This is a genomic window from Haloglycomyces albus DSM 45210 (genome assembly GCF_000527155.1).
GTDB lineage: Bacteria > Actinomycetota > Actinomycetes > Mycobacteriales > Micromonosporaceae > Haloglycomyces > Haloglycomyces albus.
In genome coordinates this window covers 2,002,791-2,024,916 of sequence record NZ_AZUQ01000001.1, presented here as the reverse complement: position 1 = coordinate 2,024,916, position 22,126 = coordinate 2,002,791, and the positions used below count along the sequence as shown (strand labels likewise).

The window sequence follows — 22,126 nt, the reverse complement described above, 5'->3', positions numbered from 1 at the left end:
CGGATCACCTAGCGGTCGACTTTGACGACGCTCGCCTGGACCACCGAACCGTCACCGGCTTCGCCCGAGGTGGCTTCGGTGGATACGTCGCCGAAGGCCAGATCCAGAGCCAACGTCTCGCCTTGCACGAAGTCGCGGTGCCGCTCCACGGCGTCCCGCACGCTCTGTTCGGCTTTCACCGTGGCGTGGATGCGATCGGTCACGTCCAGGTCGGCGTCCTTGCGGGCCTGCTGTACGACGCGCACCACATCCCGAGCGACGCCTTCGGCCTCCAGTTCGGAAGTCAGTTCGGTGTCGAGTACGACCACCCCGGACCCGTCCGGCAACGCCTGCGTACGGTCGGCGGCCACCGGCGCGAGAGTCAGCTCGTATTCCCCGTCTTCCAACTCGACCCCGTCGACGACGACCGTATCGCCTTTGACCTCCCAGTTTCCGCTCTTACTGGCTTTGATGACACGCTGCACGTCCTTACCGAGTCGCGGTCCCAGTACTCGCGGCACCAGTTTCAGGTCCTTGGTGGAATAGTCCTCCAGTTTGGGATCCAGGATGACGTCTTTGACGTTGACCTCGTCCTTGATCAAACCGACGAACGGCTCCAGTTTCTCAGCGTCGGCCGTCGCCACCGTCAACGACGCCAAAGGCAGGCGAACCCGAAGCTTGCGAGCCTTACGCAGCGACAGGCCCGCCGAAGCGACGTCGCGGACCAGGTCCATCGCCGCCACCATGTCGCGCTCCGCGGGGAGATCCTCGGAGTCGGGCCAATCCATCAGGTGTACCGAACGTCCTCCGGTGAGGCCCTTCCAGATGTCCTCCGACACCATGGGAAGCAACGGGGCGACCACCTCGGTGGCGGTCTTCACGACAGTGGCGAGCGTAGCGAATCCCGCTTCCTCGCCTTCCCAGAAGCGATCCCGCGAACGACGTACGTACCAGTTGGTCAAGCTTTCCAGGAAGAGTCGGAAGGTCTCGGCCGCGCCCGACAGGTCGTACGCGTCGAACGCCGCGGTCATTCCCTCCACCAGTTCACGCGTCTTGGCCAGCAGGTAACGGTCCAATTGGTGGTCGCTTGCGAGCGCGATGGCACGCGACTCCTCCACGCTCTTGTCGTAACCGGCGGCATCGGCGTACAGGGTGTAGAAGTACCACACGTTCCACAGCGGCAGGATGATGTGCCGGGTGGCGTCGCGGAATCCCTGTTCGTTGACCGGCATGTCGCCGCCGCGCAGCACTGAGGACGACACCAGGAACCAGCGCACCGCGTCGGAACCGTAGGTGTTGAACGATTCGCGCACATCGGGATAGTTGCGCAGGGATTTGGACATCTTCTGTCCGTCGTCTCCCAACAGAGTGCCGTGCACGATGGCGGTGCGGAAGGCGGGACGGTCGAACAGCGCGGTGGCCAGCACGTGCATGGTGTAGAACCAACCTCGCGTCTGTGCGGTGTATTCGACGATGAAATCGCCCGGGTAGTGCTGTTCGAACCATTCCTGGTTCTCGAAGGGATAGTGCACCTGCGCGAACGGCATGGACCCGGATTCGAACCAGCAGTCGAGCACTTCGGAGACCCGTCGCATGGTCGACTGGCCGGTCGGGTCGTCCGGATTCGGGCGCGTGAGGGTGTCGATCTCGGGACGGTGGAGGTCGCCGACTGTGACACCGAAGTCGGCCTCCAGGTCGGCGAGTGAACCGTACACGTCGGTCCGTGGGTATTCGGGATTGTCCGACACCCACACCGGGATGGGTGAACCCCAGAACCGGTTTCGGCTGATGTTCCAGTCACGAGCGCCTTCCAGCCATTTGCCGAACTGGCCGTTCTTGACGTGCTCCGGCGTCCAGTCGATCTGCTGGTTCAGTTCCACCATGCGGTCGCGGAAGGAGGTGACGTTGACAAACCACGACGAGAGGGCACGCTGGATCAACGGCGAGTCACACCGCCAGCAGTGCGGATAATTGTGCTGGTAGGTATCGTGTTTCAGGAGCTTCTCGGTGACCTTCAGCCATTTTATGATCTCCTTGTTGGCGTCGAACACGTGGCTGCCTTCGAAGTCGGGGACCTCGCCGGTGAAGCGGCCCTGACTGTTGACCGGCACGACCGGTTCGATTCCCGCCGCGTCGGTGACGACCTTGTCCTCTTCACCGAAGGCCGGAGCGATGTGGACGAGACCGGTACCGTCGTCGGTCGAAACGTAGTCGGCCGACAGCACCTGGAAGGCGTTGGCCCGGCCTTCGAAGAAGTTGAAGGGAGGCCGGTAGGTCAGCCCGACCAGGTCGGTTCCCTTGTACCGGTTGAGAACGACCGGCTCCTCGCCGAGTTCCTTGGCGTAGGCGCCCAGTCGGGCTTCCGCCAGGACGTAGCGGCTGCCTTCGGCTTCCACTTCCACGTAGTCGATGTCGTCGCCGACCGCGGCGGCCAGGTTCGACGGCAGCGTCCACGGAGTGGTGGTCCAGACCAGCAGTTTAGCGCCTTGCAAGGAGCTGTCACCGGTCACTTCAAGTCCGACGGTGACGGCGGGGTCTTGACGGGGAAGGTAGACGTCGTCCATCTTCGTTTCCGTGGCCGACAGCGGCGTCTCACAGCGCCAGCAGTACCACAGCACCTTGTAGCCTTCATAGATCAGTCCCTTGTCGTAGAGGGACTTGAAGGCCCACATGACGCTTTCCATGTACGACAGGTCGAGGGTCTTATAGTCGTTCTCGAAGTCCACCCACCGGGCCTGTCGCGTCACGTAGTCTTCCCATTCGCCCGCGTACTTCATCACCGAGGCGCGAGTGGCCTGGTTGAATTTCTCGATGCCGTAGCTTTCGATGTCGGCCTTCGATTTCAGGCCGAGTTCCTTTTCCGCTTCCACTTCGGCGGGGAGACCGTGGGTGTCCCAACCAAATCGGCGATCCACCCGCTTGCCGCGCATTGTCTTGTACCGGGGGACGACGTCCTTGACGTAGCCGGTCAGCAGGTGACCGTAGTGTGGAAGCCCATTGGCAAAAGGAGGGCCGTCGTAGAAGACGAATTCGTTCTCGCCACGTTCGCCCGGGTCACGGTTGTCGATGGACGCTTGGAAGGTGTCGTCCTTTTTCCAGAAATCCAGGATTCGTCGTTCCACGCCGGGGAGGTCGGGGCTGGCGGGAACACCGCGATCGGGTTGGTCAAGCGGATAGGTCATCGTTTGGCTCCTCGTACACACCGGATAGTTCTGGTTGACACCTGGGTGTGCGAGGACGAGTGGCTGTACCCGCGGTACCACCTCGCTTGACGTCACGACCTTCCAAGTCGTGCGTCCTCTCGTTCGGGGCTGTAACGGGCCGTCCCGTCCGGTTCTACTGAGGCCGTGGCCCGTTCTTCCGGAGACTCGCCGGTGATGGCCGGGTCAACGTCGTTCGCTATTGAGTCTAGCGCGTCGACGGGAAAAGACGAAACTCCCATTGCCGCGTCTTGCCCCGAACAACGAACTGTCGGCAGCGCCACAAAAACAATGCCTCCACCCGAGGTGATCTCAGCACTCGGACCGGGTAGCATCGCTGTCATGACAACGTTCGCATTCAACTGGTGGTGGCGTCGCTGAGGCGGCGCTGCTTGGTTCTGCGAACACACAGCACAGCGACCGCCTGGGGGGGCGGTCGCTGTGCGTGTATCTCGGCCACGGCTCCCAGGCGGTTCTCAAATAATAAGGAGCCTCAGGCCATGACCGTCTACACCACTGCGGGCGGAGCGCGCATCACCCGCACCGCCGCCACTCTCAACACCGACGACCTGGACTATATTTCCGAACTGGTCGAGTCTCGCCGCGGCGGCGTGCTCTCCTCGGGAATGGAGTACCCGGGACGTTATTCACGTTTCCACCTGGCCTATGTCAATCCGGCCGCCGAAGTCGTCGTCAGCGGGCGCACGGTTACCGCCCAGGCTTTGAACGAACGCGGCCAGGTCGTCCTGCCGGTCTTTGAACACGCTTTGTCCCAGGTAGCCCCGGTTAAGGTCGAGGGCGATGCAGTGTCGATCGAGGTTCCCACCGATCCCGGTGTGGTGACCGAAGAACAACGTTCCCGACAGTTGACGGTGTTCACCGCGTTGCGGGCCATTGTGTCGGCCTTTGGATGCGAGGACCCTTACCTGGGGTTGTGGGGCGCGTTCGGTTACGATCTCGCCTACCAGTTCGAACCGATCGAGTTCGCCAAGGAGCGACCGTCGGACGTACGCGACGCGGTATTGCATCTGGCCGATGAGGTGTACGTCGTGGACAGGAAACGGGAAACGGCGAGCCTGTACCGCTATGACTTCGAGGTGGACGGCGCGTCCACCGTCGGACTGGAACGCACGGGCGAACACTTCGATTACCGACCTGCCGAGGAGGTTCCGGCGGGGCCGACACCGGGCGCGTATTCAGAGGTCGTACGGCAGGCCAAGGAGGAGTTCCGCGAGGGGAACCTCTTCGAAGTCGTCCCCGGCCACGAAATGTACACCACCTGCGATTCCCCCGCATCGTTCTACGAACGTCTGAAGAAGTCCAACCCCTCACCGTACGAGTTCTTCTTCAACCTCGGACACGACGAGTACTTGGTGGGCACCTCGCCGGAAATGTTCGTGCGGGTCAACGGCAACCGTGTGGAGACCTGCCCGATTTCGGGAACCATCGCACGTGGCAACGATCCCCTCCAGGACGCCGGACAGATCCTGTCTCTGCTGAACTCCGAGAAGGAAGAGGCCGAGCTGACCATGTGCACCGACGTCGACCGCAACGACAAGGCACGGGTCTGTGTCCCCGGGTCCGTTCGCGTGATCGGGCGACGTCAGATCGAGCTGTACTCTCACCTGATTCACACCGTCGACCACATCGAGGGGCGGCTACGCGAGGACATGGACGCCTTCGACGCGTTCCTGACCCACATGTGGGCGGTAACGGTCACCGGTGCTCCCAAGACCTGGGCCATGCGATTCATCGAGCGGAACGAGACGACGCCACGCCGCTGGTATGGAGGGGCCGTCGGCTACGTCGGTTTCGACGGCTCCATGAACACCGGTCTTACCTTGCGCACCGCTCATATCCGGGACGGACTGACAAGTGTCCGGGCCGGTGCCACCCTGCTCTATTACTCCGATCCGGACATGGAGGAGGCGGAAACGTTCCTGAAGGCCAGTGCCCTGCTCGAGGCGGCCGAAGGAAAACACCGGATGCGGCCCGAACCCCCGGCGGCCATTGATGTGGCCGGCGGAGCGGCGGGTACCGGCCGACGTGTGCTGCTCATCGACCACGAGGATTCCTTCGTCAATACCCTGGCCGATTATTTCCGCCAGCACGATGCCGAGGTCACGACGCTGCGATACGGTTTCGATCTGGGACAGGCGCTGGACGACATCAATCCGGACCTGGTCGTGCTGTCTCCGGGACCGGGACGCCCGACGGACTTTGCCTGTCAGGCTCTACTGCGGGATTTGGAACGTCGCGAGCTGCCGGTCTTCGGCGTCTGCCTCGGCTTGCAGGCGATGGTGGAGTACACCGGCGGAAAGCTATCGCTTCTAGACGAACCCGCCCACGGAAAACCCGGCAACGTCAAAGTGTTCGGAGGCGGACTCTTCTCCGACGTGGGCGATCGGCTCACCACGGCCCGCTACCATTCGCTCCACGCCACCATCGACCAGGTACAAGGCGGATTCGTCACCACTTCGGCCCTCGACGACATCGCCATGTCGATTGAGGACCCCATGCGCGGATGGTACGGCGTGCAATTCCACCCCGAATCCATCCTGACGTCCGAGCGCGCCTCGGGACTGCGTCTGATCGGTAACGTATTGCGCCTCACCGACGAACGCTGACAATCGAGCGGGTGTGGGCGCACGGCCCGAGAACCGTCGACGCGGTGACGGTCGCCCACATCCGCCGGCCAACCACCTCAGTTGTTGTCCGGCGTCCTATCGTCCGGCGATTCCAGGTACGGGCCGGCACCTCTGCGCACAGAAACCACATCACCGTCTGAGTTGCAAGCCTTACATATTCTGAAATCGGCATGTTCTATTGTGACGACAGAACGGTACCCTCATGGACATAGATGAAGGCGATGTCGAGCCCAACGACGAATCCTCCGGCAACGAAAGCCCTACACCGCCGATCCCCTGGGGAAAGACCGGACTGGGTTTCGCCGTGTTCTTTTTCGTCCTGTACCTGTCGAACCAGAATTTCGCGGACTTCGTCAGCCAGGCCCTGCACGAGGATGTCGATGGCCTACCGGAAGACGACATCTGCATCCAGCGCATGGCACAGGATGATTCCCTGTATCCGTATGTGCAGGTTCCCTGTTGGTCGGCGGCAACCAAACAGCGCGTCGTCTGGACCGCCGAAAGCGCAGCCTCCAGTCTCCCTAAAGGATCGTATGATCGGATCACCTATGATACCGCGCAAGAGGAGAACTACTACCGGACTCAGTGCAAGTCAAACCATTCCTCCGGAAACCTCATAGTTATATCGCCTGTAATCGGCACTTCCACGTACATTTGCACGAGCGGATACGAATGAGTCGTTAACCGGTGTTTGTCAGACCATGCGATCCCGACGGCTCATACACCCCACGACTAAAAACCTGGCGTCGTCTGCCTAGATGGCCGACAATGCATACATGCTCGATTTCACTATCGTCGACGTCTTCACCGATGCGCCCTTTGCCGGGAACCAACTCGCCATCGTCCTTGACGCCGACGACCTCACCGCAGACCACATGCAATCCATCGCCCGAGAGTTCGGCTATTCGGAGACGATTTTCTTCCTCGCCCCCACTCAGGCGATGGCCAACTATCGCGTACGAATCTTCACCCCCACCGTGGAACTTCCCTTTGCCGGACATCCGACCTTGGGAGCCGCGGTCGAATTCGTCCGCCGCAACAGTGACCGGCTGACGGCCGATCCCGACGGCGTATACACCGTCATGCAGGAATCCCAGGCAGGCGTCATGACCATCGCGGTAGACGGCGACCACGCCTGGCTGACGTCGACCAACCTCGATTCCGGGGAGGACATGGAGGCGGCCCCCTTGCTGTCGGCGGCCGGACTCGGTGAAGCGGATCAGGCCGGGGCGGCGCGAACCGCCGGAGCCGGGCTGACCCATTATTTCCTACCCGTGGCTCGCGAATCGGTCGCCAAGGCGACCTCCACCGCAGGTTTCGCATCGAAGGTCTACCTTTTCCACTTCGATGCCGCGAAGAAGCACGTCCACGCCCGCCTCTTCGGCCCCGGCATCGGAGTGACCGAGGATCCCGCCACCGGATCTGCGGCCCTCGCGCTGGGCGTCTATCTGCACACGGTCGGCATGGTCAAAGGCAATGGAACGCACCGACTGTCGATTTCACAGGGCACCGAAATGGGGCGCCCTTCGACCCTGGACGTCGCCGTTGAAGTCACCGACGGGGACCTGAGCTCGGTCGCCGTCGGTGGACGGGTGGCGGCCGTAGCGTCCGGGACGATGATCGACCCGTCCGCCGACTAAACACCGGAACCTGATACGACAAAAGCCGTCTCGTAGACCGACAAGGTCTAGGAGACGGCTTTTTCGCGAGCGCCGCTAATCCATAGCGGTTCCAAAAATCATGTTCTGAGTTTCGGGAAGGTTCCACAACCACCCGAGCACCACGATGATGGTCAAAGCGGGCATGAGGTAGCGGGTTTCGTGTTTTCCGCCGGCGCGCAGGGCGACTTTGCGGGGTAGACCCAGGTTTTGCCAGACTTTTCCTTTGAAGGGGACGGGGAACAGGAGCGGCGAACCCATCTTGGTAACCATGTCGCCGAGGACGTGTATGACGCAACCGAAGCCCATCGCCAGGCCGAGGAGCCAGTAGGAGCGGTCGTCGGGCAGCAGATGGAACATTCCGAACGCCGCCGCGAGTGACGCTCCTGTCGTCACCACCCAGCCCTTCTTCTTGACGGTGGTGGACATGAGTCCGCGTACCGCCAGTCCGGTGAGGATGAACAGGATGGTGATGACGGCGGGCTTGCCGAATTTGGCGGCCAGTAGCCCGGTACCGAAACCGATGAGGACGGCGAACATGAGAGTGTGGGTGAGGGTTCGGTGCCCGTTACTTCGTTTTCGGTCCTTCTTTGTTTTGGTCAGGAGGTAGAACCAATAGCATATTCGTTCTGTCCCTTCGGCGACGATCATCGAGGGCGGCCCGAAGGCGCGGGCGACGGTGGAGCCTCCCTTGTTGGTGGTCACCTTTCCCGCACAGTCGATGTCGGGAAACAGCGCGGCACCGGAACACGCGACGGTACCGACGACGAGTTCAGCGGCGGACTGTTCCAATCCGAAACCCGCCGCGGCGACGGCTGAACCGGCCAACCACAAGGCAGCACCGCTCATGGCGTGAGTGGGTCCCATTACCATATTTGATTCTCCGTTTCATGGGGCGAACCTGGGGCGTCAAAAACGGAACCCGCATCCGATAGGCACGGTTCCGTACAGAAGTCAACATTTGAACTATGCCATGACATTGCGGAACGAAAGGGTGAGGGGTGCTCTGAATTCTCTTGTGTCGCAATTATTCGAATACCCATGGTGGGGATATCCGGATTTTCGACGGTTTCGTGTGTGTCGGTCATTAAAATCGTCTGATTTTCGCGGCCCGGTCGCAGCGTTATACAGCGAACATCTACGTATCGTGATCTTTTGCCGGACCGGCTGCGGGGTAGTCTGATGGAATGGAATCCGCAATTGAGGTCAATGACCTCACTAAAACATTCCGCCCTCGGAATAGACCCCCGGTCGAAGCGGTCAAACAGGTGAATTTCTCTGTCGGAGAGGGTGAGTTCTTCGGCATTCTCGGTCCGAACGGAGCGGGCAAGACGACGACCTTGGAAATGGTCGAGGGGGTCCAGCGTCCGGACGACGGCTCGGTTCGGGTCCTGGGTACGTCACCGTGGCCGCATAATCCGGATTTGACGCGCCGGATGGGGGTGCAGCTGCAGACCAATACGTTTTTTGAATTCTTGAACGTCACCGAACAGCTCACCACATTCGCCGAACTGTACGGACAGTCGGCGGATCGTGTTGAGGGAGTCTTGGAGACGGTCGGTCTGTCCGAGCACCGTTCACAGCGATGTGAGAAGCTGTCCGGTGGTCAGCAACAGCGACTTTCCATTGCCTGTGCCCTGGTAGCGGATCCGGAGGTGCTGTTTCTCGACGAACCGACCGCCTCTCTCGACCCTCAGGCGCGCCGTAACATGTGGGAACTGTTGCGCACGATCAATTCCGAAGGTCGCACCGTGGTCCTCACCACGCATTACATGGAGGAAGCGGAGTACCTGTGCGATCGGGTGGCGATCATGGACGGGGGCCGTATTCTCGCCCTCGATTCCCCGGAAACGCTCATTCAGGAGCTCGACGCTCCGACGGCGGTGAAGATCTCCACCGGCCAGTTGGAAGCGGTGAACCTGGACGATCTCACGGCCATTGACTCCGTTTCCGAAAACGGTGCGACGGTATTCCGCACCCGCCGTCCGAAGGAGTTGTTGGTTCAGCTCGCCGAGGCCGACGCCTTGGAAGGCTTGACGGTTCGTACCTCGAATCTGGAGGACGTGTTCTTGAACGTGACCGGACGGGAGTGGAGAGATTGACCCCTTTTAAGACTTTGGTGAGGGCCCAGTGGAAAGGTTGGACACGCGACCGAGCGTCGGTGTTCTTCGCCCTGGGGTTTCCCCTCATTATGATGGCGCTGTTGTCGTTGGTGTTCGGCTCGGGCATCAATTCCTCGCCTCGGGTACTGATCGTGGGCGAGGTTGCGGCACTGGAGGGTTTCGACGATTCGGAGCTGGACGTCAGCCGTGTCGACGACCTCGATTCCGCCGTCGCCCAGTTGGAGGACGGCGAAGCAGCGGCCGTGGTCAGCCAGTCCGGCGACGATGTCACCGTCCGCTATAACGAATCGATGTCTATAATTTCCGATGCGGCGAAAAACGGGATCTCCAATGCCGTTCATTCCACCAACGCCGACATTCTGGAGGAATCGTCCGGGCTCGACTCCACCTATTCACTGAATTTCGAGTCCGACAACGGCGCGACCACCGATCCCATTCAATACCTGGCACCCGGCATGTTGGGTTGGGCCATCGCGATTTCCGGGGTTTTCAATTCGGCCGGGTCGCTGGTGGATTGGAAGAAGACGAAGGTTCTGCGGCGACTACGGTTGACCCCTGCGGGAGCCGGCACCGTCGTAGGCTCGCGCATCACCGTCAACCTCCTGGTAGCGTGCGTACAGGTCGCCGTTTTCGCAGCGGTCGCCATCGCGGTGTTCGGGCTTCGCCCCACCGGATGGGCCTGGTTCTCCGTTCCCTTGGCTCTGTTGGGCACCACCATGTTCATCGCCATGGGCGTCATCGTGGGCGGTATCGCGAAGACCGCTCCGGGCGCGGCCGGGTTGTCCAACCTGGTCACCATGCCGATCGCCTTCACCTCCGGTGCGTTCTACCCCATCGACGAATCACCGCAGTGGCTGCAAACCGTGGCTACGGTCAACCCCATGCGGTACCTCAATGACGCCATCATGGGCGTCGGAGTCGAGGGGCTCAACCCGATCGACGTGATTCCTCAGATCGCCGCGATGCTCGGTTTCACCGCTCTGTTCGCGCTGATCGCTTGGCGCACCTTTAAGTTCGACGAACTTTAACGTGACAGAAGAGCCTCATAGACGTCCCGACGTTTGAGGCCGTATTGACGGGCTACCTGACGCATGGCTTCCTTGCGAGGTAGCCCCGTCTCTTCCAACGCCTCCACCTCGGCAGCGAGCCGCTCCGGGGTGGCTTCACTCCCATCGGGTCCGTCCCAACCGGCCACCACCAGGGTGATCTCCCCTCTCGGCGGATCGTCCCGCGCGCCGTCCAGTAGCGATGCCAGTGTCCCGCGCCGCACTTCCTCGTAGGTCTTGGTCATTTCCCGACACAATGCCGCCTGCCGTTGAGAACCGAACGACTCGCACAATTGCGCCAAGGTCGCCTCGATGCGCCGTGGCGATTCGAAGAAGACCGTCGTGCGCGACTGGTGTGCCACCTCCGCCAATCGGCGACTCGCTTCCCCGGATTTGCGCGGCAGGAACCCCTCGAATATGAACCGATCGCTTGGCAGGCCGGACACCGCCAGAGCCGTCGTGGGCGCGCTGGGACCCGGAACGGCGGTCAGAGGCACACCGACGTCGATGGCGGCGGTGACAAGCCGATAACCGGGATCGGAGACAGAGGGCATGCCACCGTCGGTGATGACGGCGATGTCGTCGCCACCTTCAAGTCGAGCGACAAGCTGACCGGTTTTGGTCTGCTCGTTTCCCTCGAAATAGGAGACGATATCGGCGTCGGTATCGATTTCCAAATCCGACAAAAGGCGTTTGAGCCGTCGAGTATCTTCTGCCGCAATGACATTCACGCTGTGCAGTACCGTTTTCAGCCGAACGGAGGCATCGGCGACGTTCCCCAAAGGCGCGCCGACAAGCACAAGTCGGCCGGTTTCATGTGTTGACACCTTGCCAGTATTGCCTAAGATATGGGGCGGTGTCGGTCAGGTTCCCAATGGAGTTACAGAATTCGCCGTGCGGGCCAGTATGCGTGTCCTGCATATGCATTCTGTCTCTCCGCCTTGTCGTTTTAGGGACATATAGGTGTTCAAAATCACGATTATAGGCGAAGCTGGTAAGTAGGGATTGCGTTCACCCGGCAACGGATTGAACGCTGACCAAAACCTCAGGAAATTGGCCGGGCGGCTCAGGCCGGTTCCACGATCGTCGACCAGGAGCTCTTGACCGCCCGACCGGTTCACCGAACCGTGTACACCCGATAACAACATGGAAAGTTCTGGGAGTGGCATATGTCTTGGTTGGTCCGGCTGGGTATTCCGGCCGCCGTCCTGATTGCGGGGTACTTTGCGCTCAATTTCATCGCCAACAACTGGGTTTGGTTCCTGTCCGGTCTGATCATCGTCTCCGCAACCAGCCTGTGTGCTTGGGTTCTATTCCATACCGAACCTCCTCAACCCATGGATCCCGAAGCCAGGCACCACGAGCAGATCATGCGGGAACTTGATCAGCTGCCTAGCAAGAAGTTCGACGCGACGATCGGTCAGCTATTGACCGGGCTCAACGCCAAACAGGTCAAGAAATTTGGCCACAAAGGCTCTGACCTGGGATGCAACTTCGTCGTCACCCTGACCGACGGAAAACGCATCATCGTCCGAGCGAAGCAGAACGACGGCACCATGCGACGCATGGGCGAACGTCACCTCAAAGCGCTCGGATGGGAAACCAAACCACGCTGGAACTGCGATCACGCGGTTCTGCTGACCTCGGCCGATCTTCACTGGATGAATCACGGGCCTCGCAACGACAAGCTGGCCCGTCATTTGGGAATCACCCTCATCGACCGGAAACGATTGGCCGAATGGCTCGACTCGGGCAGTCCCCCGGCAGCCCTACGTCCACGCCTTCCCCGTGAAATCAGTGCTCAGGCGGCATTAGACCCGTCACGCCCCAAGCGGCGGTGAAGTGCTTAAGCACAACGCCGCCGTCCCACCCCTTACCGCATCACAACAGCCACTACAGGCCGTCCATCGGGAACCGGTTACCACCGCTCGACTCAAAATCGTCAAACGTACTGCAGAAGCGGTGTCGCAATCTGTGCTGTCAAAACGGATCGGGAAATACACCGCCCACCTGGCAAACTGCAAGCAGCACGCAGTGGTGGGGCAGCCAGTGCTCTATGAAAATGCCCAACCGCCCAGGTACTTCTTATTGTCAGCCGCAAGTGCGAAGCACGACGCGGCGATAGAGCAGCCTGTGTCTCCTAAAGAGCTCAACCACCGCACAGTTCCCACGGATATACCAACTGTCGAGCCGCTAACAACGCACGTAGCGCGTGTGTATGCGGCGGTAGAGCCGACTGTACCTTCAGGGGCACTCGACTACCACACAGGTCCTTTACGACACTGGCGAGCTTCCAGCGAAGCGCAGAAGCGGTAGAGCCGGCTGTGTCTCCTAAAGAGTTCAGGCGGTTCACAGTGCGTCGAATAGTGGGATTCTCAGAACCCCGCTAGGCGACGTGCTGCGGAGCGGCTGAACGGTCACCGTCCACCAAGCGGGATAGGGGTCGTCTCTTCGCTCGGGTTGTGGCACACTTGGCGGCATGTCTTCCGCGCACGACCTTTGGCTGGTGGCCCGTCGCCACGTTGACCTGTGTCGTGTCTTCAGCGCCGCATGTTTCTCTGACATGCGGCGAATGCGCTGATTCTTCGCTTCTCTAGTTCTGTGAGCCCGGGGTCGTCGATCCGCCCCGGTTGCTTCTATGGTTTTCAATATTTTTGTCAAGGAGTGTCGCACTGTGTCTTCCGATCAAACCGCTGCCCGCGCTCCGCGCGCCCGCCGTCGTAAACGCGGCGAAGGACAATGGGCGCTCGGCCACCGCGAGCCGCTGAATAAGAACGAGCAGTCGAAGAAGGACGACAACCCGCTCAACGTTCGCGACCGTATCGAGAACATTTACGCTCACGGTGGATTCGATTCGATCGACCCCGCCGATCTGCGAGGCCGTTTCCGCTGGTGGGGGCTGTATACTCAACGTCGCCCCGGGATCGCCGGAGGAAAGACCGCCATCCTCGACGACGAGGACCTCGACGATCGCTACTTCATGATGCGGGTGCGCATGGACGGCGGCCGCCTGAGCCTGGCGCAATTGCGGGTGCTGGCCGACATCTCCACCGAGTTCGCCCGGGACACCGCCGACGTCACCGACCGCCAAAACGTCCAGTACCACTGGATTCGAGTGGAGGACGTCCCCGAAATCTGGCGTCGGATGGAAGAAGTCGGACTGGACAGCCAGGAGGCCTGCGGAGACTGCCCGCGCGTGGTCCTCGGCTCACCGGTCGCCGGTGTCGCCGAGGACGAGGTCGTCGACCCCAGCGGGCAGATCGATGAGATCTACCGCCGCTTCGTCGGTGACACGTCGCTGTCGAATCTCCCCCGCAAGTTCAAATCGGCCATCTCCTGGCTTCCCGACACCCCGTACGAAACCAATGACATCTCGCTTCTCGGCGCGCATCATCCGGAACACGGCCCCGGGTTCGACCTGTGGGTCGGTGGCGGCCTGTCCACCAACCCCATGTTCGCGCAACGCCTCGGCGTTTGGGTGGCTCCCGACGACATCGCGGAGGTGTGGGTCAATGTGGTGCGGATTTTCCGTGACTGGGGATATCGACGCCTGCGTACTCGCGCCCGTCTGAAGTTCCTGGTGAAAGACTGGGGGGCCGAGAAGTTCCGAGCGGTCCTGGAAAGTGAACAGTATCTGGGCCGGAAACTTCCCGACCTGGATAAGCCCGATACGCCCGAACAGGTACTCGACCACATCGGAGTACACAAACAGGCCGATGGAAACTTCTACATCGGCATGGCACCGGTCGTAGGCCGGGTCTCGGGCAGCCTACTGCATCGTTTGGCCGACGTTGCCGAGAAGTACGGCTCCGATCGCATCCGCACGACTCCCATGCAGAAACTTCTGCTTCTCGACGTTAAACCAGAGGACGTCGACTCGGCCGTCCAGGATCTGGAGGCGGCCGGACTGTCGCCGAACCCGTCTCTGTGGCGACGTTCCACCATGGCGTGCACGGGTATCGAGTTCTGCAAGCTCGCCATCGTGGACACGAAAGACCGGGGTCGTGATCTGGTATCCGAATTGGAAAAGCGCATCCCCGAACTCGACGTGCCGATTTCGGTTCACGTCAACGGGTGCCCCAACGCCTGCGCCCGCACCCAAACGGCCGACATCGGTCTGAAGGGGCAATTGATTAACGTGGACGGAGAACAGGTGGAAGGGTTCCAGGTACATCTCGGCGGCGGTCTCGCCTCGGAAGCCTCCTTGGGGCGTAAAGCGCGCGGGCTTAAAGTCGCCTCCGCCGATCTGGACGACTACGTAGAGAAGATCACCCGACGCTATCTCTCGCAGCGGGAACGCAACGAGTCCTTTGCCGCCTGGGTGCACCGTGCCGAGGAGGCCGATCTGACATGAGCGGTCGAGTGGTTCCCTATCTCTGCCCCTACTGCGGCGACGACGACCTGGTCCCGTACGACGATCCAAACGACGAAATCACCGCCGGATGGCATTGTCACGGCTGTAGCCGCGTCTTCGCCGTGAAATTCCACGGTCTCTCTGCTCCGCAGAAGACCCCGTCCCCGTTCGACTAGCCTGTTCGCGGCGGTCACTCGATCGCCGCGAACAGCTCCCCCGCCCTACCGGCCATTCGACTCCACGGCCCGACAGTCCGGGTCGAGACATACCCATTGGGAGTAAACATGAGTTCGACAGGAATACAGTCCGCACGTGACCCCTTTGAACTTCGCGATCTCACCTCCACGGCCAATACGCGGCTCGAAGGTCGCTCCGCCACCGACATACTCGAATGGGGCCTCGCCGAATTCGGTGAGCGCCTGTGTGTGACCTCGTCATTCGCCGACGCGGTCATGGTTCACCTCGCCGCTTCGGTGGCGCCCGGCATCGATGTCGTCTTTCTCGACACGGGCCTGCACTTCCCCGAGACTCTCGCCATACGTGATTTGGTGGCCGAGACCATGAACGTCAATGTTCGCTCGATCGAACCCGAACAGAGCGTCGGAGGCCAGGACGGCGAGTTCGGTCCCCGACTGTTCGACCGTTCCCCCGATGAATGCTGTGCGATGCGTAAGGTTCTCCCACTCAACCGCACACTGCGCGATTACGACGCCTGGGCGACCGGACTACGTCGCGACGAATCCCCTACCCGGGCGAACACACCGGTGGTGGGATTCGATCTCAAGCGTCAGAAGGCCAAGATCGCGCCGATCGCACGGTGGACCCAGGAGGATGTGGACGCCTATATCGCCCGGCACGACATACCGGTCAATCCGCTGATCTCCGAGGGATTCGAATCGGTGGGATGCTGGCCGTGCACCGCCCGCGCGGGCGGCCGTGAAGGACGATGGGCCGGTTTCGACAAGACCGAATGCGGGATTCACTGATGAGCACGGCAACGATCCTGGTCGCACACGGCAGTCGCGACCCGCGCTCAGCGGCGGTGGTTCACAATATCGCCTTGGCGGCGGGCATGCATCCCAGCTTCCTGGAGTTCAACGCTCCACATCCCTGCGATATCGCCGATGAACTGCTTGAAGGCGGTCACCGAACGCTTCGGCTCGTACCGTTGCTGTTGACCGACGCCTACCATTCGACGGTGGACCTTCCCGCCGTCGCCGCCGATGTTCGAAACCGACACCCTGACACAACCGTTGAACTGGCCCCGGCCATCGGGGATACGAGCCTGGCACATTCGCTCACCCGGGCGCTCCCACCACTGGACGCGGTCGTCGTGTCGGCCGCCGGTACATCGATGGAACACGGCCGCGCTCATGTCGCCGAAGTGGCGCGTACGGTGGGGAACCTTCTGGAGGTTCCCGTGTCGGAGGCGTTCGCCACGGGCCCGGGACGCCGCCCCGACGAAGCGGTGCGGCAACTGCGTAGCGACGGTGCCGAACGTGTCGGCGCGCTGCACTACTTCATCGCTCCCGGTCTGCTGTGCGATCTGGCCGCCGAACAGGCCCGGGATGCCGGGGCGTGTTTCCTCGGGCACCCGCTGGGCCCGTCTCGCGAGCTACTGCGGCTGTTGGAGCGGTCGACAGTGCCGCACCTGGAGCCGGTGCCCTAAGTCGGGGCCCTCTTCGGCCTCCGCTCACCGTCCGTCGGCGGTCCTCTCGAAGTCCACCGCGTCACGAGTGGGGGCCGCCAGGAGGGATACCAGCAACAAGACCATCACCAGCCACACCATGATCGCTAGATCGTTCTGCCCGACTTGCCGGATGAAATATCCGACCGGAGCCAGAACGAGGGCACCGAACACACCTCGGGAGACGACGTTCCTTCGTTGCCACAGAGCCCGCCCGGTGGTGCCGTAAAAGGCCGCCATGCCCAGGTACGCCAGCGTGAGACCGAGCATCGGCATCAGGCCGTCCGAGGTTCCTCGAACGGCATCGTAGACGGCATAGATCGCCAGACCGGCGAATCCAAGTGCCATGGCGACAAGCATGGCGCTCGCCGCGATAATCGTGGCGGGACGGCTCGGGTTTACCTCGGATGTTCCGTCCGATTCTGTCGGTGGCTCATTCACCCGACAACAATAACCGACCGAGCGGGTCTTTCCCCATGGCGCGGTGTCGTCCACACCACGCCTCAACGAAACACGTATTCGAATGACCGGCACACGCATATAAACGCGGAAAGAGAACGACACCACGAAAGTGAGACGTTCTCGACGCCGTGACCATCCGGAAAGCGTTAGAGTCTACGGTATGCGCGCCCTCCTGATTGTGAATCCGAAAGCCACCGCCACCTCTCACCGTCGGCTCAAACGGGTGGTGCGGGCTTTGGAGGAATTCGTCGAGCTCCGAGTCCTCTTCACCCGAGCACGTGGACACGGTGAGGAATTGGCGGCAAAGGCCACGCAGGAGGCCGTCGATGTGATTCTGACACTTTCGGGAGACGGCACGCTCAATGAGGTCATCAACGGAATGCTCGCCGAGGCGCGCACCGCTGAGGAGGCCCCGTTGTTGGGACCGCTTCCCGGCGGTTCTACGAACGTCTTCGCGCGCTCGCTCGGTCTCCCGACCGATCCACGTCGTGCGGTATGGGCGATCGGCCATCGTCTCGACGAAAAACACCATCGGCACGTCTCCCTGGGCCGCGTCACCGACGGGCCTCGAAGTCGGCTGTTCACCTTCACCGCCGGTCTCGGTTGGGACGCCGCCGTCATACGGCGGGTGGAATCCTATCGGAAACGCGGAAAGAGCTCCTCCCCCGCACTTTATCTGCGCGCGATTATGGCCGAAATCAACACGCATGGGACGCACGGCGATTCACTTCGAGTGTCATTTGCCGATGGAGAGGAAGATCTGTCGATTGGCATGGTCGTGGTGCAGAATTGCGCGCCGTGGACCTACGTGGGAAGCATCCCGATAAATCTCAACGCGCGCGCTTCGTTTAACACTGGACTTGATGCCCTCTTGTTGCGTAGACTCGGTATGTCTACAGCCGCCCAGACGGCCGCCCGATTGTTGTCGGGTCGTGAGGTTCCCGATGGTAAACATTCGGTTACTTATCACGATTTGTCATCGATCAAATTGCAAGCTGATCAACCTCAACCGTTTCATCTCGATGGGGATTATCTTGGGGAACGGCGGGAACTGATCTTGTCTTCCGTGCCGCGGGCACTCAGAGTGGCCGCTTAAATTGCAGGTAAAACTGTAGAACGGAAGTAATGCATTAGTTTGCCGCTCAGATGGTGGCCTTCGTGTAAGGCGGGGATTACCGCCCGAGCGGCGGAAAAACCTGAGAGGGCCTATTGACAATTGCGGCCAGAACAGGCAGTGTAGAACACGCCGCCAATTGCGGGGGCGTTAAGACTTAAAAACAGAATATTGAATTATGGTGTGTGATGGATGCACAAGGAAGCCCTATAGTTCGGGTACCGCCAATTTTGTTCTGAAGCAATTACAAAGCATTCAGTGACAAGTGGTGAGATCGTGAGATGAACGAACACGTTCCCGTTTTGACCGCACAATGATGTTCGCGTCACGTACGGTCGAATCTCACCGGTTGGAGGACTGCCGACTAATGGACTGTCGCCTCCCCCGTGCCGTGTCATCAGCATGGTTATGACATCACATTCGCCAACGGACCTTAGCTTTAACCGCTGGTGACGTTTATGTCGAATCTGCCCGAGACTCCACACGAGGGAACGAACAGGAGAGGTTTTCGCTACCCGGATACCGATATGACAACGATCCCATCGCCGTCATACTGTATGTGATGCAAATCATCTATTCAGTTTTCGGTGTGTCATTACTACTATTGGAGTTTGTCATATCGCTTCAGGCGAATGTCAGCGGCCCCCTACCGAGTTCGAATCAGGCGTCCGACAAGGATGACACAGACTGTATCGCCGGCCTCATTGTCGGTCACCGACGCTCATTGGCTAATAGCCTGAGCGCCAACGTGATCGGCGTGAGATCCGTCGGCATGTCACTCACAATATGTGAATGATTGGATTTTCGCAGTGACCGGTTTGTCCGCACTCCCTTGTCACCTTCCTTGTGAAGTATTTCACAAGGAATCCTCGCATTTGTTCCGTTGCGGGACACCACCGGCCACGGCATGCCGTCGCAATCGCGCACGGTCCAGACGCAGGTCGACGCCCGGCAACGAGACAATGCCACGGTCGTAGCACGTGTCGCTTCGGGTATTGGCACCACACACACGGAACCCGACCACCACAGTCAAGCAAGGAGAAACCAATGGATTGGCGTCACGAAGCCGTTTGCCGCGATGAAGACCCGGAACTGTTCTTCCCCATCGGAGACACCGGCCCGGCCCTGGTACAGGTGGAGAAGGCCAAAGCCGTGTGCAACCGGTGCCCCGTTCGGGAGCAGTGCCTGCAGTGGGCGCTCGCCAGCGGTCAGGACGCCGGCGTATGGGGCGGCCTCAGCGAAGTTGAGCGCCGTGAATTGAAACGTCGCAGCAGCCTGCAGACGCTCGCCGCGCAGGTTTAAACGGATCCCAATCCAGGGAGCATCTGGTCGGTACATCCACAGTCGTGGGATGTGCCGACCATTTTTATGCCTTGACCCCCACGATGTCACTTAAATCGGCTTTGATCGGCGACCTCCGAAACCCGGGTCAAATCTCGTGGCGCTGAGTATCGGCCTCGATATCGCCGCCCGGCAGACCGTGCCTGATCGTCAGGCGCTGCGGGCCGATCTCCACGACATCGGCGAGCGCGGTCAACATGTTCCACTCGTACCCTGATTCCACAGGTGTCAGCGCTCCATTGATGGTGATGCACAGTTGGTCGTCGGTCACGTCCATCCGGCATTCCAAGTCCGATTCACCGCGAGCATCGGAGAAAAGGAGATGCGCGCCGGTGTTGACCGCCGCTCGCAGATCCTCTATCTCTTGCAGCGAATACCCCAAACGGGTGGCCACGGCTGCCGCGGCGGTCGGCAGGACACTGAAGTATCCGCTGAGGGCCGGGATACTGAGGAGGACCACATCGTCTCGTCCTTCGTGGTAAGACATCGGCCCCTTTCCTGATCGATACTCGTCATTGATGTCAACATTTTATTTCGGCTAAGAAAGCCATACAAGGAATCTAGCGCATACGTTGCTGACTCCTCGCACAGGCGGCGACACGGGTCCGCGGCCGTGCGTTCCACACGCTGACGAGAATCGACGCACGTCCGATCCTGTGGTCGACACGCAAAAGGTGGGCACGCATGCAACGCGTACCCACCTTTTGCCGCTCGTATCTGCGAACTACCGTTCATAACCCGGATGTTCGGGCAGGAACGGTGGTTTCACCGACTATTTCTTGGTTTCCCAGAAGATTTTGGCGATCTCGTCGATTTTGGCCAGAAGCTCGTTGGCGACATCCGGGTCGGCCTGGCCCTTGGTACCCGCGGCTCCCGCCAGCTTGGTGGCCTCGTTGACCAGGGTGTGCAGCTGCGGGTACGCCTCGAAGTGAGGTGGCTTGAAGTAGTCGGTCCACAGTACCCACAGGTGCTCTTTCACCAGGTTCGAGCGCTGCTCCTTGATCATGAGAGCGCGAGCCCGGAACTCGGGGTCCTCATTGGCCTGGTACTTGTCGCAGATCGCTTTGACGCTTTCGGCTTCAATACGGGCCTGTGCCGGGTCGTAGACCCCACACGGCAGGTCACAGTGCGCCGATACGTGAACGTTCGGAATTAGCCGCTTCATCAGAGGCTTGAACATGGCCCCTCCCGCTTCTCAAAATAGCGAATTGTGTTTCCGACATTGACCATACCGCGCAGACGCCGCCGCGTCATCCCAAGCCCCTGCGAGAGAGACAGACGTCAATCACAACGTGATAAACGTCCACATAGTGAATGTCTATTCGCGATCGGTCCACATTGTGGCAATCGTGCCACCCGCGTCGCGCTGAACCCGGAAGTAACCGATACCGCTTCCGGCGTACAGTTCGGAGTTGGAACAGTGGAACGCACCAAGGGAGGTCGTTAATGCTCGCCGCCTACGCACATGCCGTCAATCCCGAGCAGCCGCTTGAGGCTCTGACCGTCGGAGAGCTCGACACGCCGCAAGCACCACCGCAGTGGAAACGTGTCCAGGTCCGGGCCGCCACACTGAATCGCCATGATCTGTGGGCGTTGCAGGGCGTCGCGCTGAAGTCCGAACAGACTCCCATGGTGCTGGGCACCGACGCCGCCGGTCTCGACGACAGCGGAAACCGGGTCTTGATCCATTCGGTGATCGGCACACCGGTCGACGGCGATGAAACCCTGGACCCGAAACGCACGCTCCTGTCCGAGCAGCATCCCGGCACGATCGCCGAATCGGTGGCGGCACCCGCCGACAATCTGCTCGCCGTCCCGGACGGATGGTCCTTCGCGGAGGCCGCTTGCCTCCCGACGACTTATTTGACCGCTTGGCGGATGCTGACCACCCGCGGCAATGTGACCGCCGACAGCGCCGTTCTCGTCCACGGAGCCGGAGGCGGAGTGTCGACGGCGACCCTGCAGCTGGCTCGCGCACTGGGAGCGCGTGTCTATGTCACCAGTCGCAGTTCGGAGCGAGCGGAACGGGCGGCCGAGGCTTTCGGTGTCGTTCCCGCGAAAGTGGGCGAGCGTCTCCCGGAACGTGTTGACACGGTGATCGATTCGGTCGGCGGGTCAACCGTGGGCTACTCGTTGAAGTCCCTACGTCCGGGCGGCCGTCTGGTTACCTGCGGTGCCACCGCCGGATGGAATGTAGAGCTCGACATGCGGCAGGTTTTCTTCCGGCAACTGCAGATTCTGGGCTCCACTATGGGGACCATGGAGGAATTGCGCGAGGTGATGTCCTTCTGCTCCACTCGTGAAGTCCGTCCCGTGATCGATGCCTCCTACCCGCTTCCTGAGGCCGCCAAGGGTTTTGAACGTCTCTCGTCGACACAAGCGTTTGGAAAGATCGCCATTCTGAACGACTGATGCAGACACGTGTTCGACTCGTTTAAGTCCTATGCACGATTCGCACTGTCGTAATTACGACGTTTCATCGACTTTTGGCGCGTTCCCCCGCGCCACACGTGA

General features: G+C 60.8%; 20 protein-coding genes. 14 read left to right on the top strand and 6 right to left on the bottom strand.

Annotation, left to right across the window (positions count from 1 at the left end):
• Positions 1 to 8: 8 nt before the first annotated feature.
• Positions 9 to 3,161: an isoleucine--tRNA ligase gene (gene ileS, locus HALAL_RS0109495; RefSeq protein ID WP_025273781.1), complete on the bottom strand. Its 3,153-nt coding sequence runs from the start codon at positions 3,159 to 3,161 to the stop codon at positions 9 to 11.
• A gap of 518 nt (positions 3,162 to 3,679) precedes the next feature.
• On the opposite strand from ileS, the gene HALAL_RS0109490 reads away from it, so the two are divergent.
• From HALAL_RS0109490 to HALAL_RS0109480, 3 genes are all read left to right on the top strand, one after another.
• Entirely contained in the window at positions 3,680 to 5,806 is a 2,127-nt protein-coding gene (locus HALAL_RS0109490) for an anthranilate synthase component I (protein WP_025273780.1), read from the top strand.
• 223 nt (positions 5,807 to 6,029) lie between these two features.
• Positions 6,030 to 6,503, top strand: a complete 474-nt coding sequence (locus tag HALAL_RS0109485) for a hypothetical protein (RefSeq protein WP_025273779.1) — start codon at positions 6,030 to 6,032, stop codon at positions 6,501 to 6,503.
• A gap of 100 nt (positions 6,504 to 6,603) precedes the next feature.
• On the top strand, positions 6,604 to 7,467 hold the full coding sequence (locus tag HALAL_RS0109480) for a PhzF family phenazine biosynthesis protein (protein ID WP_025273778.1): 864 nt from the start codon (positions 6,604 to 6,606) through the stop codon (positions 7,465 to 7,467).
• 75 nt (positions 7,468 to 7,542) lie between these two features.
• Here the strand turns inward: HALAL_RS0109480 and HALAL_RS0109475 are convergent, their stop codons facing one another.
• On the bottom strand, positions 7,543 to 8,358 hold the full coding sequence (locus HALAL_RS0109475; RefSeq protein ID WP_051462863.1) for a metal-dependent hydrolase: 816 nt from the start codon (positions 8,356 to 8,358) through the stop codon (positions 7,543 to 7,545).
• 314 nt (positions 8,359 to 8,672) lie between these two features.
• Between HALAL_RS0109475 and HALAL_RS0109470 the strand changes: the two genes are divergently transcribed.
• Both HALAL_RS0109470 and HALAL_RS0109465 read left to right on the top strand, forming a co-directional pair.
• A complete protein-coding gene (locus tag HALAL_RS0109470; RefSeq protein WP_025273776.1) occupies positions 8,673 to 9,587 on the top strand; it encodes an ABC transporter ATP-binding protein in 915 nt (304 codons plus the stop codon).
• On the top strand, positions 9,584 to 10,636 hold the full coding sequence (locus HALAL_RS0109465) for an ABC transporter permease (RefSeq protein ID WP_025273775.1): 1,053 nt from the start codon (positions 9,584 to 9,586) through the stop codon (positions 10,634 to 10,636). Before HALAL_RS0109470 ends, HALAL_RS0109465 begins: the two co-directional genes overlap by 4 nt.
• Here HALAL_RS0109465 and rsmI read toward each other — a convergent pair.
• On the bottom strand, positions 10,633 to 11,481 hold the full coding sequence (rsmI, locus tag HALAL_RS0109460) for a 16S rRNA (cytidine(1402)-2'-O)-methyltransferase (RefSeq protein ID WP_025273774.1): 849 nt from the start codon (positions 11,479 to 11,481) through the stop codon (positions 10,633 to 10,635). The genes HALAL_RS0109465 and rsmI overlap by 4 nt on opposite strands.
• A 342-nt stretch (positions 11,482 to 11,823) precedes the next feature.
• On the opposite strand from rsmI, the gene HALAL_RS0109455 reads away from it, so the two are divergent.
• From HALAL_RS0109455 to HALAL_RS0109435, 6 genes are all read left to right on the top strand, one after another.
• Positions 11,824 to 12,495 (top strand): restriction endonuclease, encoded by a 672-nt coding sequence (locus tag HALAL_RS0109455; RefSeq protein ID WP_025273773.1) that lies wholly within the window; start codon positions 11,824 to 11,826, stop codon positions 12,493 to 12,495.
• A gap of 638 nt (positions 12,496 to 13,133) precedes the next feature.
• Positions 13,134 to 13,235: a putative leader peptide gene (locus HALAL_RS19475; RefSeq protein ID WP_425402648.1), complete on the top strand. Its 102-nt coding sequence runs from the start codon at positions 13,134 to 13,136 to the stop codon at positions 13,233 to 13,235.
• Positions 13,236 to 13,292: 57 nt separating this feature from the next.
• A complete protein-coding gene (locus HALAL_RS0109450) occupies positions 13,293 to 15,008 on the top strand; it encodes a nitrite/sulfite reductase (RefSeq protein ID WP_051462858.1) in 1,716 nt (571 codons plus the stop codon).
• Positions 15,005 to 15,184, top strand: a complete 180-nt coding sequence (locus HALAL_RS0109445; protein ID WP_025273771.1) for a hypothetical protein — start codon at positions 15,005 to 15,007, stop codon at positions 15,182 to 15,184. The genes HALAL_RS0109450 and HALAL_RS0109445 overlap by 4 nt, the downstream gene beginning before the upstream one ends.
• A gap of 108 nt (positions 15,185 to 15,292) precedes the next feature.
• Complete coding sequence (locus HALAL_RS0109440) at positions 15,293 to 15,994, top strand: phosphoadenylyl-sulfate reductase (protein ID WP_025273770.1); 702 nt, start codon at positions 15,293 to 15,295, stop codon at positions 15,992 to 15,994.
• The gene (locus HALAL_RS0109435) at positions 15,994 to 16,677 is read left to right on the top strand and encodes a sirohydrochlorin chelatase (protein WP_169732430.1); all 684 of its coding nucleotides are present in this window, start codon (positions 15,994 to 15,996) and stop codon (positions 16,675 to 16,677) included. Before HALAL_RS0109440 ends, HALAL_RS0109435 begins: the two co-directional genes overlap by 1 nt.
• Positions 16,678 to 16,701: 24 nt before the next feature.
• On the opposite strand, the gene HALAL_RS0109430 is transcribed toward HALAL_RS0109435, so the two are convergent.
• On the bottom strand, positions 16,702 to 17,136 hold the full coding sequence (locus HALAL_RS0109430; RefSeq protein ID WP_156937689.1) for a hypothetical protein: 435 nt from the start codon (positions 17,134 to 17,136) through the stop codon (positions 16,702 to 16,704).
• 181 nt (positions 17,137 to 17,317) lie between these two features.
• Between HALAL_RS0109430 and HALAL_RS0109425 the strand changes: the two genes are divergently transcribed.
• Positions 17,318 to 18,253 (top strand): diacylglycerol/lipid kinase family protein, encoded by a 936-nt coding sequence (locus HALAL_RS0109425; RefSeq protein WP_025273767.1) that lies wholly within the window; start codon positions 17,318 to 17,320, stop codon positions 18,251 to 18,253.
• Positions 18,254 to 19,318: 1,065 nt separating this feature from the next.
• Entirely contained in the window at positions 19,319 to 19,573 is a 255-nt protein-coding gene (locus tag HALAL_RS0109420) for a WhiB family transcriptional regulator (protein WP_025273766.1), read from the top strand.
• A 127-nt stretch (positions 19,574 to 19,700) separates the two neighbouring features.
• Here the strand turns inward: HALAL_RS0109420 and HALAL_RS0109415 are convergent, their stop codons facing one another.
• Both HALAL_RS0109415 and sodN read right to left on the bottom strand, forming a co-directional pair.
• A complete protein-coding gene (locus tag HALAL_RS0109415; protein WP_025273765.1) occupies positions 19,701 to 20,099 on the bottom strand; it encodes an ATP-binding protein in 399 nt (132 codons plus the stop codon).
• 285 nt (positions 20,100 to 20,384) lie between these two features.
• Positions 20,385 to 20,792: a superoxide dismutase, Ni gene (gene sodN / locus HALAL_RS0109410; RefSeq protein WP_025273764.1), complete on the bottom strand. Its 408-nt coding sequence runs from the start codon at positions 20,790 to 20,792 to the stop codon at positions 20,385 to 20,387.
• A gap of 266 nt (positions 20,793 to 21,058) precedes the next feature.
• Here sodN and HALAL_RS0109405 point away from each other — a divergent pair, with 266 nt between their 5' ends.
• Positions 21,059 to 22,024, top strand: a complete 966-nt coding sequence (locus HALAL_RS0109405; RefSeq protein ID WP_025273763.1) for a zinc-binding dehydrogenase — start codon at positions 21,059 to 21,061, stop codon at positions 22,022 to 22,024.
• The last annotated feature ends 102 nt before the right edge of the window (positions 22,025 to 22,126 follow it).

What these genes read in the sequence shown, in the direction of transcription:
- HALAL_RS0109425 (WP_025273767.1), top strand. Translation starts at nt 17,318, where the DNA reads ATGCGCGCCCTCCTGATTGTGAATCCGAAAGCCACCGCCACCTCTCAC.
- HALAL_RS0109475 (WP_051462863.1), bottom strand. Translation starts at nt 8,358, where the DNA reads ATGGTAATGGGACCCACTCACGCCATGAGCGGTGCTGCCTTGTGGTTG.
- HALAL_RS0109440 (WP_025273770.1), top strand. Translation starts at nt 15,293, where the DNA reads ATGAGTTCGACAGGAATACAGTCCGCACGTGACCCCTTTGAACTTCGC.
- HALAL_RS19475 (WP_425402648.1), top strand. Translation starts at nt 13,134, where the DNA reads ATGTCTTCCGCGCACGACCTTTGGCTGGTGGCCCGTCGCCACGTTGAC.
- HALAL_RS0109450 (WP_051462858.1), top strand. Translation starts at nt 13,293, where the DNA reads ATGGTTTTCAATATTTTTGTCAAGGAGTGTCGCACTGTGTCTTCCGAT.
- HALAL_RS0109470 (WP_025273776.1), top strand. Translation starts at nt 8,673, where the DNA reads ATGGAATCCGCAATTGAGGTCAATGACCTCACTAAAACATTCCGCCCT.
- HALAL_RS0109485 (WP_025273779.1), top strand. Translation starts at nt 6,030, where the DNA reads ATGGACATAGATGAAGGCGATGTCGAGCCCAACGACGAATCCTCCGGC.
- HALAL_RS0109445 (WP_025273771.1), top strand. Translation starts at nt 15,005, where the DNA reads ATGAGCGGTCGAGTGGTTCCCTATCTCTGCCCCTACTGCGGCGACGAC.
- HALAL_RS0109490 (WP_025273780.1), top strand. Translation starts at nt 3,680, where the DNA reads ATGACCGTCTACACCACTGCGGGCGGAGCGCGCATCACCCGCACCGCC.
- HALAL_RS0109455 (WP_025273773.1), top strand. Translation starts at nt 11,824, where the DNA reads ATGTCTTGGTTGGTCCGGCTGGGTATTCCGGCCGCCGTCCTGATTGCG.
- HALAL_RS0109415 (WP_025273765.1), bottom strand. Translation starts at nt 20,099, where the DNA reads ATGTCTTACCACGAAGGACGAGACGATGTGGTCCTCCTCAGTATCCCG.
- HALAL_RS0109480 (WP_025273778.1), top strand. Translation starts at nt 6,604, where the DNA reads ATGCTCGATTTCACTATCGTCGACGTCTTCACCGATGCGCCCTTTGCC.
- HALAL_RS0109420 (WP_025273766.1), top strand. Translation starts at nt 19,319, where the DNA reads ATGGATTGGCGTCACGAAGCCGTTTGCCGCGATGAAGACCCGGAACTG.
- HALAL_RS0109435 (WP_169732430.1), top strand. Translation starts at nt 15,994, where the DNA reads ATGAGCACGGCAACGATCCTGGTCGCACACGGCAGTCGCGACCCGCGC.
- ileS (WP_025273781.1), bottom strand. Translation starts at nt 3,161, where the DNA reads ATGACCTATCCGCTTGACCAACCCGATCGCGGTGTTCCCGCCAGCCCC.
- sodN (WP_025273764.1), bottom strand. Translation starts at nt 20,792, where the DNA reads ATGTTCAAGCCTCTGATGAAGCGGCTAATTCCGAACGTTCACGTATCG.
- HALAL_RS0109405 (WP_025273763.1), top strand. Translation starts at nt 21,059, where the DNA reads ATGCTCGCCGCCTACGCACATGCCGTCAATCCCGAGCAGCCGCTTGAG.